At 68.7% G+C, this 13,380-nt stretch carries 11 protein-coding genes; 5 read left to right on the forward strand and 6 right to left on the reverse strand.

The features are described from left to right. Nucleotides 1-43: 43 nt before the first annotated feature. The 4 genes from CXY79_RS01130 to CXY79_RS01145 all read right to left on the reverse strand — a co-directional run bounded on the left by CXY79_RS01130 (nt 44) and on the right by CXY79_RS01145 (nt 5,533). Nucleotides 44-2,095: a glycogen debranching N-terminal domain-containing protein gene (locus CXY79_RS01130; RefSeq protein ID WP_104099331.1), complete on the reverse strand. Its 2,052-nt coding sequence runs from the start codon at nt 2,093-2,095 to the stop codon at nt 44-46. Nucleotides 2,096-2,267: 172 nt separating this feature from the next. After that, nucleotides 2,268-3,176: a carbohydrate ABC transporter permease gene (locus tag CXY79_RS01135; RefSeq protein WP_104099332.1), complete on the reverse strand. Its 909-nt coding sequence runs from the start codon at nt 3,174-3,176 to the stop codon at nt 2,268-2,270. After that, nucleotides 3,173-4,267, reverse strand: coding sequence for a carbohydrate ABC transporter permease (locus tag CXY79_RS01140; protein ID WP_104099333.1), 1,095 nt, complete (start codon nt 4,265-4,267; stop codon nt 3,173-3,175). Before CXY79_RS01140 ends, CXY79_RS01135 begins: the two co-directional genes overlap by 4 nt. A 6-nt stretch (nt 4,268-4,273) precedes the next feature. After that, entirely contained in the window at nt 4,274-5,533 is a 1,260-nt protein-coding gene (locus CXY79_RS01145) for an extracellular solute-binding protein (protein WP_104099334.1), read from the reverse strand. Nucleotides 5,534-5,745: 212 nt separating this feature from the next. Between CXY79_RS01145 and CXY79_RS01150 the strand changes: the two genes are divergently transcribed. The 5 genes from CXY79_RS01150 (at nt 5,746) to CXY79_RS01170 (ending at nt 11,916) form a co-directional block, all read left to right on the forward strand. After that, nucleotides 5,746-6,795: a LacI family DNA-binding transcriptional regulator gene (locus tag CXY79_RS01150; RefSeq protein WP_104099335.1), complete on the forward strand. Its 1,050-nt coding sequence runs from the start codon at nt 5,746-5,748 to the stop codon at nt 6,793-6,795. Nucleotides 6,796-6,811: 16 nt separating this feature from the next. Next, nucleotides 6,812-7,660: an SDR family NAD(P)-dependent oxidoreductase gene (locus tag CXY79_RS01155; protein ID WP_104099336.1), complete on the forward strand. Its 849-nt coding sequence runs from the start codon at nt 6,812-6,814 to the stop codon at nt 7,658-7,660. 27 nt (nt 7,661-7,687) lie between these two features. Then, nucleotides 7,688-9,529, forward strand: a complete 1,842-nt coding sequence (locus CXY79_RS16295; protein WP_233191119.1) for a methyltransferase — start codon at nt 7,688-7,690, stop codon at nt 9,527-9,529. Nucleotides 9,530-9,838: 309 nt separating this feature from the next. Next, nucleotides 9,839-11,290: an NAD(P)/FAD-dependent oxidoreductase gene (locus CXY79_RS01165; protein ID WP_104099337.1), complete on the forward strand. Its 1,452-nt coding sequence runs from the start codon at nt 9,839-9,841 to the stop codon at nt 11,288-11,290. Between the two features lie 344 nt (nt 11,291-11,634). Then, the gene (locus CXY79_RS01170) at nt 11,635-11,916 is read left to right on the forward strand and encodes a hypothetical protein (protein WP_104099338.1); all 282 of its coding nucleotides are present in this window, start codon (nt 11,635-11,637) and stop codon (nt 11,914-11,916) included. On the opposite strand, the gene CXY79_RS01175 is transcribed toward CXY79_RS01170, so the two are convergent. Both CXY79_RS01175 and CXY79_RS01180 read right to left on the reverse strand, forming a co-directional pair. Further along, entirely contained in the window at nt 11,903-12,619 is a 717-nt protein-coding gene (locus tag CXY79_RS01175; RefSeq protein ID WP_134372998.1) for a Pr6Pr family membrane protein, read from the reverse strand. The two genes, CXY79_RS01170 and CXY79_RS01175, sit on opposite strands and share 14 nt — an antisense overlap. A gap of 155 nt (nt 12,620-12,774) precedes the next feature. Beyond that, nucleotides 12,775-13,044 carry an acylphosphatase gene (locus CXY79_RS01180; protein ID WP_104099340.1) on the reverse strand — a complete coding sequence of 90 codons (270 nt, stop codon included), beginning with the start codon at nt 13,042-13,044 and terminating at the stop codon, nt 12,775-12,777. Nucleotides 13,045-13,380: the final 336 nt, after the last annotated feature.

A 13,380-nucleotide genomic window follows, 5' to 3' on the forward strand; every position in this document is an offset into this window, starting at 1 on the left:
ACGCGGGCCGGGCCGCGACTAGCCGACGCGGGCCGGGCCGCGACTAGCCGACGCGGGCCGGCGCCGGCGGGGTCCGGAGGCCGCGCACTGCAACGTCGCCGACGACCGCGGGGATGATCGGGGTGGAGGTGACCTGGCCGGTGACCGGATCGGGTTCCAGGCCGAGCACGGTGCCGAGCACGGAGACCGCCGCCGCCGCCGACCAGGCCTGCGGGCGGCAGGCGGCCGGGTAGGGAACCGCGGCGGCAACCAGGGAGGACGCGTCGCCCGAGTGCAGTTCCGGCATGCGGTAGTCGAATGATTCGGCCGCCGCGAGCAGCCCCTCGATCAGGATGCCGGCCTCGGCACCGAAACCGGCGCGCCCCAGACCGGCGATCGCGATCGCGGTGTCGTGGGTCCACACCGAGCCGCCATGGTAGCTCAGCGGCCAGTAGCCGACGGAGTCCGTCGACATCGTGCGGAGACCGTAGCCGGAGTTCAACTCCGGGGACACGAGCCGGGCGGCCACGAGGGCGGACTCCTCCGCGGAGAGCAGCCCGGTTCCGAGCAGGTGGCCGATGTTGCTGGTCACAGTGTCGACCGGGCGCTTGAAGGCGTCGAGGGCGACGGCCGGGTAGCGGCCGGCGGGCGCGTCGATCCAGAACGAGTCCCGGAACCGGGTCTGGAGCGCGGCCGCCCGGGCGCGCCAGGCGTCGCCGCCGGCCCTGCCGAAGGCGTCGAGCAGTTCGGCGCCGCCGATATAGGCCTCGTAGGCGTACGCCTGCACCTCGCAGAGGGCGATCGGTCCATCGGCGAGGCTGCCGTCGCGCCACTGGATCGAGTCGCCGGAGTCCTTCCAGCCCTGGTTCGCGAGGCCGTGGCCGGTGATGTCGACGTATTCGAGGAAGCCGTCGCCGTCGCTGTCGCCGAAGTCGCGCATCCAGCCGAGGGCCGCTTCGAGGGCAGGCAGCAGAGCCTCGACTTCTTCGGTGGCCAAACCCCAACGGTAGGCGTCGCGCAGCAGGCAGATCCAGAGCGGGGTGGCGTCGACGGTGCCGTAGTACAGCGGCGGCAGCGACAGGCTCTCGCCGGGCATCGAGTACACATCGGGGCGCAGTTCGTGCATGATCTTGCCGGGCTGTTCCGCGGTCTCGGTGTCGCTCTTGGTGCCCTGCAGCTGCGCGAGCAGGCGCAGCGTGGAGCCCGCGATCTCGGTGCCGAGCGGCAGCAGGAAGCGCGCCGCCCACAGGGAATCCCGGCCGAACAGGGTGAAGAACCAGGGGGCGCCGGCGGCCAGGAACGGCTCGGCCGGACTCGTCGTGGTGGCCATCCGCAGACCGGTCAGGTCGTCGAGCGCACGTGCCACCCAACGTCCGAGGCGCGCATCGCCGGAGCGCACCGACACCCCGGACCACTCAGGCAGCCCCGATGCGGCCTGCACCACGGTGGCCGCGTGCGCGATCTCGACGGTCCACTCCACGGTGACGCTGCTTTTCGCGGGCACGGTGACCGACCAGGTGCCGGTGACCTCGGTGTCAGCCTCGGCGGTCGAGCCGACCAGCACCCCGTCGTCGCTCACCCCCACCAGCGCCGCCACGGTGTCGGTCGACAGACGGATGCCCCCGCTCGCCTCCGTCACAACGACATCCGGTGCCGCGGGCAGGTCCACGCCCCCGAAAGCGTCGCGCTCGGCGGCACCCGCGAGGCCGGCCTTCACGGTCTGCATATCGGCGAAATCGGGCGTCAGGCGCACGGACACGGTCGTGTCGACAGCCTGCTCGAGTCCCGAGATGATCTCGATCCGTTCGGTCAGGCGCCCCGCGGTGACCGTGCGGGTGACTTCGAGCCGCAGCCGGGGGTCGGCGGTGCGGTCGTCGAGGTGGCGGAGCAGCGACGTGAAGGTGACCTCTCCCGCGCCGCGCTGGGCGTGTCCGATCGCTTCGCCGGTCTGGCCGCCGATCAGCAGGGACCAGCCGGAGAGGATCCGGGTGTCCGCGTGGTACAAGCCGTGGATGGGTTTGTCGGTCTGCCCGTCGGACCGCGACCACGCCTGGGTCGGGGCCGCCAGAACGATGGCGGAGTCATGGAGCAGAGGCTGGACGGGGTGAGAGAACATGAGCGAGGTACGACTCCAGAGGGGGTTGTGGTGCGGATCTGCAGAAGGAACAGAAGGAATGGAAGTAGAGAAGGGATGGAAGTAGAGAAGAAACAGAAGAAACAGAAGAAACAGAAGAAACAGAAGGAACAGAAGTAGCGAGCGAACGGAAGGAAAAGGGTGGAGAGAAGGACTACTCCTTCACCGCCCCATCGGTGGTGTTCATGATGCGTTTCTGGAAGATGAAGAACATCACCGCGACCGGGATGGTCATGATCGCCGCCGCGGCCAGCTTGAGTGGGTATTGCGTGCCCTGGCTGAGCTGCCCGGAGGCCAGTGACGCCACGCCCTTGGTCAGCGTCGTCAGCTCGGGGGACTGCGTGGCCACGATGAAGTGGGACAGTTCGTTCCAGGACCCTTGGAACGACAGGATGATGATGGTCACCAGGGCCGGCCGGGCCATCGGCAGAACGATCGACCAGAACACCCGGAAGGTGCTGGCCCCGTCGATGCGTGCCTGCTCCTCCACACTCGCCGGAATCGACTCGAAGAAGTTTTTCATGATGAAGACGCCCGCGGCATCCGTGAGCAGCGGCACGATCATTGCAACGTAGGTGTCGTAGATGCCGAGCTGGTTGATCACCAGGAACTTCGGGATCAGGAGCACGACCCCGGGCACGCTCATCACGGCGATGAGCAGCGCGAAGATCACGGTGCGGCCCCGGAAGTGCAGCCGCGCGAGGGCGTAACCGGCCAGGGAATTGAAGAAGACGCGGCCGAGGGTGACGAAGACGGTGACGATGGCGGAGTTCTGGAACCAGACCGGGAAGTCCGAGTTGAGGAACAACCTCTCGTACGCGGCCGTGGACCAGGTCTGCGGCAGCAGCGACATGGGATTGCTGGCGGCATCGCCATCCGTTTTGAAGGAGGTGGCGACCTGAATCAGAAACGGGGCGATGTAGATCATCGCGAGCACGATCAGGATCGCGTAAAGCAGCGATCGGCCGGCGATCGCGCGGGTCGGCAACTGTTCCCGGCCCAGGGCGCGCAGGCGTCGGGAGGGAGAGACGGTGCGCTCGCGGGTTCTCACCGTGGTGCTCATTTCGAACCTCCGGATGTCGGGCTCTGCAGATACGGACGCATCCGCCGGTTGGAGACCTTGCGTTCGGCCAGCAGAGCGCGCTGGAACAGGGTGAAGGCCACGATGATGACGAACAGGATGAAAGCGATCGCGGCGCCCTGGCCCCAGGCCTGGTTGGTGAAAGCGGCCTGATAGGAGAGATAGGCCGGAGTGAGCGTGGTCTTGCCTGGTCCACCCTGCGTGCCGGTATAGATCTGGTCGAAGACCTGCCAGGCGCCGATCAGGCCGAGGGTGAGCACGGTGAAGAGGGTCGGTCGCAGCTGGGGGAGGGTGACCCGCCAGAACCGCTGCCAGCCGTTGGCGCCGTCCATCATGGCGGCCTCGACGACGTCGCCGCTGAGGTTCTGCAACGCGGCGATGAACAGCAGCATGAACGTGCCGCTGGTGGTGAACACGGCCATCAGGATGAAGGCGCTCATGGCCACGGATGGCCCGGCGAGCCACTCCCAGAAAGAGATTCCGAGGAACGTGTTGCCGGTGAGCGCGGCCGGGCCGGTCTCGACGCCGAACGCTCCGAGGATGTTGTGCAGCACGCCGCTGGGGTCGTTGAACCAGTTCGGTCCGTTGACGCCGATGAACGCCAGCAGTTTGTTGACGGCGCCGCTGGCGCTGAACAGGAACAGCCAGAGCACCGTGATGGCCACCGAGCTGGTCACCGACGGGAAATAGAACGCGGTGCGGAAGAAGCCGCGGCCGCGCAGGATCTGCCGGTTGACCAGCACGGCCAGCAGCAGCGACAGCATGGTCTGGGTCGGCACGACCAGGAGGACGTACCAGGCGTTGTTACGCAGCGCTGTGCCGAAGTCCTGTTCGGCCAGGCCGCCGCCGCCGACCAGGGCGGAGTAGTTGTCGAGGCCCACGAACGACACTGTGCCGCTGAAGGGGCTGCCGCGGCCGTTCCAGTCGGAGAAGCTGACCCAGAGGGCCATCAGCACCGGGATGACCAGGAACAAGCCGAGCAGGATGATCATCGGGGCGGTGAAGAGCCACCCCGAGGCGGTCTCGCCGCCCCGGATATTCGAGCGGCGAGCCGTGCGTGCAGGCGTCGACATGGTGGACTACTTCAGCAGTGCTTCGAGGTTCTTCTGCACGGAATCGAGAATCGCTTGCGCGTCCCCGGTCTTCAGCGACTCGAGCTGGGCGTTCAGGTCGCTCGTGACATCCGCGGCGCCCTGCACGTTGGGCACGCCCTTGGCGTAGTCGGCGCCGTCGAGGAAGGCCACCAGGGTGGGGTTGGCGCTCTTCCAGTCTTCGGCGGCCGACTTGATCGAGGGCATCGGGCCGAATTCTTCCGAGAAGGTGAGCTGGGCATCCTTGCTGGTGAGCTGTTCGACGAGCTCGAGCGCGCCGGCCTGGTTGGGGCTGTCGGCGGCGATGCCCCAGCAGTTGGTGAACTGCAGGGTGCCCTGGCCCTCCGGGCCTGCAGGCAGCTCGGCGACCGTGTAGTTGACGTCGGGGAAGTCGCTCTTCATCGCGCCCGTGATCCAGTTGCCCTCAATGGTCATGGCCGAGAGCTGCTTGCCGAACGCCTCGCCACCCCACCCGGCACCGATTTCGCTGGCGTAGCTCATCACCCCGTCGTTCAGGAGGGTCTGCGCGTATTCGAGGCCCGCGACGTTCTCCGCGCTGTTCGCGGTGACCTCGGTGTTGTCTTCGCTCATCAGGCTGCCGCCGGCCTGGGCCATGAACGCGCCCAGACGGGCGTATTCGCCGCCGAGGGCGAGTCCGACCTGGCTGTCGGTCGTGAGCGTCTTGCTGACGGCCGCGAGCTCGTCCCAGGTGGTGGGGATGTCGGCATCCGTCAGCCCGGCCTGAGCCCAGAGGTCGTCGTTGATGATCAGACCCAGGGTCGAGAAGTCCTTCGGCGCGCAGTAGAAGTCGCCCTCGTATGTGAAGGAACTGACCAGGCTCGGGTAGAAGTCGTCCTTGTTGGCCAGATCGTCGCCGTAGGCCAGGAGCGAGCCGTTCGAGGCATAGCCGGCGAGCGCATCCGTCGACAGGTAGAAGACGTCGGCGGGCTTCTGGGCCGCGAAGCCCTGGGCGAGCTGCTGGTTGAGGTCGCTGGCGACGCTGACCTTGGCGTCGGTGCCAGAGGTCTCGGACCAGGCGGCCACGGCGGCGTTGACGGAGGCGGTCTCGGCGTCGCCGCTGGAACCGATCAGAATGTTGAGCCCCTGGGTGGAATCGCTCGTGAGCTCTTCGCCCGAATCGGCGGTGTCGCCGCCGAAGCCGGATCCGGAACCGCACGCGCTGAGGGTGAGGGCGCCGGCCACGGCGAGCCCGGTTCCGATCAGCCAGCGGGAGTTGCGTCGTTGCATCTTGTTTCTCCTTGAGTCGCGCATCGATGCGCGTTTGCTTGTGTAACGGTCACGATAGCTGAATTCATTTGATCGATCAAACTTTTTTTTGATCGATCTAATCACCGTGTTTCCGCGATCCGTCGAGACGCGGTATTCTGTGCAGAACAATATTTGATCGTTCAATTCACGGGGGCAGGCGCGTCCGACAAGGGCGTGGGGCAGGAGCGGCGATGGGTGGGTTCCCCACGGTGACGGATGTCGCGCTCGCGGCCGGCGTCTCCCGGCAGACCGTCTCGAATGTGATGAATTCGCCCGGCATCGTGCGCACCGACACCCGCCAGCGGGTCGAGGCTGCCATCGCCGAACTCGGGTACCGGCCGCACGCCTCCGCCCGCCGGCTGCGCACGCGGCGCAGCTCGACCATCGGCATCCGGCTGGACCCGGTGATCGACGGCATCTCCGGTTCGGTGCTCGACCGGTTTCTGCACGCCGTGACCGAGCAGGCCGACGCCCAGGGGCTGCGGGTGCTGCTGTTCACGGCCACGAGCCCCGAAGACGAGATCATCCAGTTCCGGCGCCTGAACGACGGCGCGGATGTCGATGGTTTCGTGCTCACGTCGACGTTCGCCGGCGACCCACGCACCCGATGGCTGATCGAGAACGGCATCTCCTTCGTCACCTTCGGGCGGCCGTGGGGAGTCGACGATATGAACGACCCGCAGCACCTGTGGGTGGATGTGGATGGCTGGTCCGGCCTGCACGCTGCCACGCGGACACAGCAGGAGACCGGAGCCCGGCGCATCGCCTACATCGGCTGGCCCAGCCCGTCGGGCACCGGCGATGACCGCCGACGAGGCTGGTACGACGCGATGATCGAACGCGGCGACGTCTCGGAGCGGGACTTGGCCGAGCTGGAGATCGTCACCACTGACGGCGTCAGCCAGGGCACCGCGGCCATGCAGCAGTTGCGGCAGAACGCCGGCCAGATCGATGCCGTGCTCTGCGCGAGCGACTCGCTCGCCCTCGGGGCGATGATCGCGAACCCCGAGCGTGTGCCCGTCACCGGCTACGACAACACCCCCATCGCCGCCGCGATCGGGCTTTCCAGCGTCGACCAAGCAGTGGACGAGGTGGCCGCCGGAGTGCTCGAACTGCTCACCGGCGAGTTCGGCGGCAAGGTGCACGGAGCCCCCGAGTCGGCCGAACCCCGGCACCGGATGGTCACGCCCCGGCTGGTCGTGCGCGAGTTCGCCGCCATCCCGATGGACGTGCCGCGGTAGCCGCTAGCATGGCGCCATGACTCTCCCCGAGGTTGTCGGACTCCCTGCTTCTATCGGTGTCCCCGTCCCTCTCGCTTTCGCCCTGCCCGACGCGTGGAACCTCGCCGGTCGTACGGCCCTGGTCACCGGGGCCGGCAGCGCCTCCGGGATCGGATTCGCCGCGGCACGGATGCTGGGTGAGCTCGGTGCACACGTCGTGCTCACCGCCACGACCGAACGCGTGCACGAGCGAGCGGCCGAGCTGACGGAACGGGGCATCGCGGCATCCGGCATCGTCTGCACCCTCCACGCCGAGGCCGGCGCGCTGGTGCTCGCCGACTCCCTCGCGACCGCCGGGCTGGCGCCCACGATTCTGGTGAACAACGCGGGCATGGTCGCGGTCGGCGATGCCGAGATGCTGCACGGCGACGTGAGCACCACGTTGCCGGACGAGTGGGACCGCGGCCTCGCGATCAACCTATCGACCGCCTTCCACGCCACGCGCACCGTGATCGGCTTCATGCACGCGGCGGCCTGGGGGCGCATCGTCACAGTGTCCAGCGTGTCTGGGCCGGTGATGGCGTCGCGCGGGGACCTGACGTATGCGGCCGCGAAGGCTGGTCTGGCCGGGCTCACCCGAGCGCTCGCCGTGGATGAGGCCTGGCTCGGCATCACCGCCAACGCGGTCGCACCGGGCTGGATCGAGACCGGGTCGCAGCTGGAGAGCGAGGCAGTCGAGGGCGCGCTCGTGCCCGTCGGGCGCAGCGGCACGGCTGCCGAGGTGGCCTCCGTGATCGCCTGGCTGGCCTCGCCCGGCGCGTCATACGTCACCGGCCAGACGATCGTCGTCGACGGCGGTAACAGCGTGGCGGAGGAGCGCCGGTAGCGGCGGCCGGTGCAGTTGAATAGACGGGTGACTTCTGCACTGATCGACCGGCTTCGCGCCGACCTCGCCGCCGCCAACTTCTCGGTCTCGGCCCTCACTGGCCTGTGGGGGATCGAAGCGGATGCCGCGTTGCGCCGCAACCAGCGGGTCCCGGCGCTTCGGGGGCTGGACGGTCTCCGGGAGAGGCTCGGGCACGCCGAACCCTGCGCCACACTGGCTCGCCTGTTCGTGCTCGGCCTGCCCGTCGACCGTGCGGATCTCGATGTCGCCCTCCCCGCGCTGGGTGCCGCCGGGGCCGAGGAGCTCGGCCTCGCGGTATCCGTCGACGCCGGTGTCGACGCCGATGTCCTTCCGGGTGTCGGCCCTGTCGCATCCGGTGCGGCCGGAACCCTCCGCCCGCTCCTCGAACTGCGGCCCTACAGCTTCGTCGACGCGCATGGCGCCGGAAGCTGGTGGATCGTGTCCGACCTGGGAGAGCTCGCACTCGGCCACCCGCTCGGCGAAAGCCATGTGCTCGGGGTGGGTGGGGCATCCCTCACATTGACCGGGCTACTGATCCCGACCCCGGTGGCCAGCGCCCTCGACCTGGGCACCGGATGCGGAATCCAGGCCATGCACGCGTCCCGGCACGCCGACCGGGTGGTAGCCACCGACATCTCGGTGCGAGCCCTGGAGCTTGCCGCGCTCAACGCGGAGCTGAACGAGATCGGGAATATCGAGTTTCGCCTCGGGAGCCTGTTCGAACCGGTCGCGGGGGAGCGCTTCGACCACATCATCTCCAACCCTCCGTTCGTGATCACCCCGCGTGTGCCGGGTGTGCCGGCCTACGAATACCGCGACGGCGGCCTGGTCGGCGACGCGCTCGTCGAGGCGGTCGTGCGCGGCGCTGCCGAACATCTCACCCCCGGCGGCGTCGCCCAGCTGCTCGGGAACTGGGAGTACCACGCCGGCCAGGATGCCTTCGAGCGTCTGGCCGCCTGGCTCGCCGCCCCCGTCACCCCTGTCACCCCTGTCGCATCCCCTGCATCGCCAGCTTCCGCCCCGCTGCGCCCTGACGAATTCGACGGAGATTTTGCCACAAACAGCCCGAATTCGGCGCGTTTGGCCCCTCTGGGAGCAGAATCTCCGTCGAATTCGCACACGCCCGGGGCGGAGGGTGCCGCCGGGGCCGAGGGTGCCGCGAGGGCCGGTGCCGAGGGTGCGCACGGGGGCCAGCAGGAGACCGTGCAGGCCACGGATGCCGCCGCACTCGACGCCTGGATCATCGAACGCGAGGTGCAGGCCCCCACGCTTTACGCCGAGACGTGGATCCGAGACGGCGGCACCCGCTCCGACACCGCCGACTTCGACCGCCTCTACGGGGCCTGGCTCGACGACTTCGCGGCGCGCGGCGTGAGTCAGGTCGGCTTCGGCTACATGCTGCTGCGCCGCCCGGCCGCCGGCACCCCCACCTTCCGTCGGCTCGAACGCCTCCCCGGCACCCTCGGCCACAATCCGGGAGGCATGGGCAGCCATCTTGCCGCTTGCCTCGCCGCCCACGACTGGCACGCGGCAACGGATGACGCCCGCCTCGCCCGCGCGCGGCTCGCCGTCGCATCCGATGTCACCGAGGTACGGCACTACTGGCCCGGCCAGGAGGACCCCACCCTGATGACGCTGCACCAGGGCACCGGCTTCGGCCGGTTGATCGCGCTGGACACCGGCCTCGCCGCCCTGGTCGGCGCCTCTGACGGTGAGCTCGACGTCGGCTCGATCGTCGCTGCGCTGGCCGAACTGCTCGACGTCGATGAGCGCGAACTCGCCGCGGACCTGCTCCCGCGCGTGCGGGAGCTGCTCGAGGACGGCTTCCTGCAGCATCGGTTCGCCTGACGTGCTGTGTGCTGCCATCGTCTGCTGCCAGCCACGTGCTGTGAGCTGACGCGCTGACGAGGACCCCGCCCGCCACCAACGCACGCTAGACCGCCACCGCGTCACCGGCGAACGCAAACTCGGAGATTTTCGCGAAACGCCGTATTTCAGAGCTGGGGTGTGTCGCGACAATCTCCGAAGTAACGTGCGCACACCCCACCCCACCCCCACCCGACCGGCCACTTCACCCGGCTCTGCGGTAGCTTGGTCGTACTGCCCGGCCCGCTCGGAGAGGAGGACGTCGGCGCCATACCTGGCGCCGACACAGCGATGAAACGACGAACCTTTCTGCTCGGCTCAGTCTCCGGCCTGAGCCTGGTCGCGCTCACCGCGTGCGTGACGCCGACTCCGCGGCCCTCGGCATCCGTCACGCCCAAGCCGACGTCGACACCCTCGCTCGTCCCGAAGCCGGCGGCCATGCGCCGCACGTCCTGGTCGGCCGACCCGTTCGCCCGCGGCTCCTTCAGTTACCCCGCGGTGGGCGCCACGCCCGAGCAGCGCGCCGCGCTCGGCCAGCCCGTCGACGACCGCCTCTTCTTCGCCGGTGAGGCCACCTCCACCGACGCGCCGGGCACGGTGCAGGGCGCCCGCGATTCAGGGAAGCGCGCCGCCCGCGACGTGCTCGCAGCGGCGCGCCCGGGGGAGCGCATCGCCGTGATCGGCGCCGGAATCGCCGGACTCACCGCGGCCCGAGACCTGCAGGACGCCGGCTTCGACGTGTTCCTGGTCGAGGCCCGCGACCGCATCGGCGGCCGCATCGACACCGTCACCGACAAGGACTGGCCATTCCCGATCGAGCTCGGCGCGGCTTTCGTCCGGCGTACCGGCCAGACCACCCTCGACGAGGACCTCACCGACCGCGGCGTCGCCACGGCCCCCTTCACCGATCCGCCGGAGGTCCGCACCGCGGCCGGCACGGTCGTGGAGGTGCCCGACACCGGCGCGCAGGCGGTCGCCACGGCGCTGGCCTGGGCCGCCGAGCAGCCCACCGACGTGTCCATCGCGCAGTCCCTTGCTGATTCGGGAGCCTCCAAGCTCTCGACGACGGATGCCGACACCGGCGTTTCCGACGCCGACTGGCTCGAGTACCAGATCACGGTGGTGCTCGACCCACTGGCAGGGGGCCCCGTTCCGGAGCAGTCCTCCTGGTACTCGGACGCCAACCCTCAGGCCGACCCTGACACCGACCCCGGCGAGGATCGTATCGTGCTGGGCGGCTTCGCCACCCTGCTTACCGACCTCAGCGACGGCATCGACATGCTCGGGTCGAGCGTGGTCACCAAAATCGCCTACAGCGAAGCCGGCACCAGCCTCCGGCTCGGCACCGGCGAGTCGCTCTCCGCCGACCGGGTCGTCGTCACCGTGCCGCTGGGGGTGCTGAAGACCACGGTGATGGAGTTCGACCCGCCGCTGCCCTTCACGCACCGCGGCGCCATCTCGGCCCTGGGCATGGGCACGCTCGACAAGATCTGGCTGCAATTCGACGAGCCGTTCTGGGACACGGATGCCCCGCTCTGGTCCACGGTCGGCGGCGACGACGACTTCCGCGTCTGGATCAACATGGTTCCGCTCACCGGCGAACCGGTGCTGGTGGGCCTGGTTGCGGCGGAGACCGCTCTGCGCCTCGCGGAGGTCGACGACGACGAGTTCCTCGCCGCCGCCTTGAGCAGCCTCGAGCCGTTCTACTCGGCCGTGCCGACCGACAACCCGACCACGGAGTAGGTCCGCACCACGCCGCCCCCCGAATCCCGGGCCGGCGCCTCGCGATTGTCAACCCGTCTTAATTCTGAGATTCGTGGTGTACTCACCTGCCAACGTCCAGTCGATGAATTCTGGCTCCCATTCGGGGCACGTTCTCATGCAGTCGCAGCCCGTCGTGGTGCAGCGCCCAGAGGTCCAGTCGTTATCCTGACTGGCCTTGCCGACGGATTCCTGACGGGTGGATGCCCCCGTTCCAGGCCGGGCTCGTTCCGCCGGCCATCCCAGTGCGGTCGTCACCGGGATGCACCACCCCCGCCCGCGACTGCTCCACTTTTCTGCTTGACCGTGCGATTGCTGTGCTCCCCATGGATATCCTCCTCGACATCGACATCGACATCGACCGCGAATCCGTCGTCCTTCTGGACGTCGACCCTGACCTGCCCTGTGAAGGCACTCACCACATTCGTGGCCTGAGCGGGCACCAACCCACCGCCCCCGGCGCCTACCTGGCGGTCTCGCCGTGCTGCGGCTCCAAGGTCGTGCAATGCACACCCCGGGTCCTCGCGATGCGGGCATCCGGGGTGCTCCACTGCGGCGCCTGCCGGGGCGAGCACCTGACCAGCGAATACACCTTCACGCCGCTGTAGGTTCGCGCCCCTGCGCCCGCGGGGGCAGCCGCGACGTGGCCGTGAGTACGGCGGCGATCGCGATGAAGAGCAGCAGCGCGACCAGGCAGTAGATCACGGTCTCGAGCGGGCCGCGCACCTGCACCGGGTCGAGGAAGAAATACGGGTACCACCCCACGATCGACCCGCGGATGAGCGTGAACACTCCCCAGATCGAGGGCACCACGAGAACCCAGACCAGGATTTTCCAGGGCAGGCGGGCCTTGCCGGCATCCGTCAGCCAGTCAAGGAGTGCGATCGTGGGAATCCAGAAGTGCAGCAACTGGCTCGACCAGGGCACCTCGATCGTGTAGTCCAGCGAGGAGGACTGGATGACGATGGTCAGGAATACGATCCCGGAGACGGTGATGTAGGTCGTCACAAGCAACCGGAACCAGTTCAGCCAGGGTGGGTCGGTCGTGTGCCGAAATGCGACGAATGCGGCAGCGGCGAAGGCGACGATCGCGGCCATACCGCTCTGCACGGTGAAATAGCTGAAGTAGTTGTAGATCTGAAACGTGGCGAAACCGAGCACGTAATCGAAGTAGCCGGCGAGGGCCACCACGCCCAGGCCGGCGAGGAGCAGGCGGCCGATGCCGAACCCGCGGCGCACGGTGTGCACGGGCTGCGTCCGAGAAGTTCGGGCGAGGGCCCGGCGTACGGGTGCCGCAGTGAGTGCGCGCACGCCCGATCTCGTCGCCGCCGAGTGAACGCGCTTCGGGGGGTCCGTCCGAGCGGGATCGGCAGCTCGCGCGCACATGCTCCCACGCTACGCCAGCCGGTCGGGTGCCCGCTGACCTCGGTATCAACCGGATGCCGCCGCTCAGCCGGCCGTTCCGCTCAGAAGCCGATCCGGAACCCGGTCTCGCCGAGCGGCGGAATCGTGGTGACCTCGACCGCCTCGACCCGGGCCGACGGCGGGCCGTGCTGCAGCCACGAGAGCATCACCCAGACGGTTGCCGCGTCGCCCTCCAGCTCGACCTCCACCGCACCGTCCCCGCGGTTGCGCACATGACCCGCGAGCCCGAGTCGGCGCGCCTCGGTCTGGGTGTAGTAGCGGAACCCGACTCCCTGCACCACCCCGCGCACGACAACCTGCTTGCGAACCATGCTTCCAGTGTGCCCCGCCGCAGGCGAGCCCGCATCCATCGTTCACCCGACCCGTTCACCAACCCGCGCTGTGGCTAACTCAGGAGATCCAGCGCGGGCATCCGTCGTGCACCGAAAATCCCACGGAAACACGCGGATGCCCCTAACCGGCCCGAGCATTCTCCTGAGTTAGCCACGCGGGGTGGGGGTTAGCCACGCGGGGTGGGGGTTAGCCACGCGGTGTGGGGGTTAGCCACGCGCGGTGTGGGAGTTAGCCACGCGCGGTGGGGGTTAGTCACGCGGGGTGGGGGTTAGCCACGCGGGGTGGGGGTTAGCCACGCGCGGTGGGGGAGACGC

The sequence above is a fragment of the Cryobacterium sp. M96 genome, assembly GCF_002929845.1.
Classification (GTDB): domain Bacteria; phylum Actinomycetota; class Actinomycetes; order Actinomycetales; family Microbacteriaceae; genus Cryobacterium; species Cryobacterium sandaracinum.

Bases quoted from the DNA above. Each gene is read 5' to 3' on its own strand.
- CXY79_RS01150 (WP_104099335.1), top strand. From the start codon at position 5,746: ATGGGTGGGTTCCCCACGGTGACGGATGTCGCGCTCGCGGCCGGCGTC.
- CXY79_RS01135 (WP_104099332.1), bottom strand. From the start codon at position 3,176: ATGAGCACCACGGTGAGAACCCGCGAGCGCACCGTCTCTCCCTCCCGA.
- CXY79_RS01155 (WP_104099336.1), top strand. From the start codon at position 6,812: ATGACTCTCCCCGAGGTTGTCGGACTCCCTGCTTCTATCGGTGTCCCC.
- CXY79_RS01170 (WP_104099338.1), top strand. From the start codon at position 11,635: ATGGATATCCTCCTCGACATCGACATCGACATCGACCGCGAATCCGTC.
- CXY79_RS01165 (WP_104099337.1), top strand. From the start codon at position 9,839: ATGAAACGACGAACCTTTCTGCTCGGCTCAGTCTCCGGCCTGAGCCTG.
- CXY79_RS01180 (WP_104099340.1), bottom strand. From the start codon at position 13,044: ATGGTTCGCAAGCAGGTTGTCGTGCGCGGGGTGGTGCAGGGAGTCGGG.
- CXY79_RS01145 (WP_104099334.1), bottom strand. From the start codon at position 5,533: ATGCAACGACGCAACTCCCGCTGGCTGATCGGAACCGGGCTCGCCGTG.
- CXY79_RS01130 (WP_104099331.1), bottom strand. From the start codon at position 2,095: ATGTTCTCTCACCCCGTCCAGCCTCTGCTCCATGACTCCGCCATCGTT.
- CXY79_RS01140 (WP_104099333.1), bottom strand. From the start codon at position 4,267: ATGTCGACGCCTGCACGCACGGCTCGCCGCTCGAATATCCGGGGCGGC.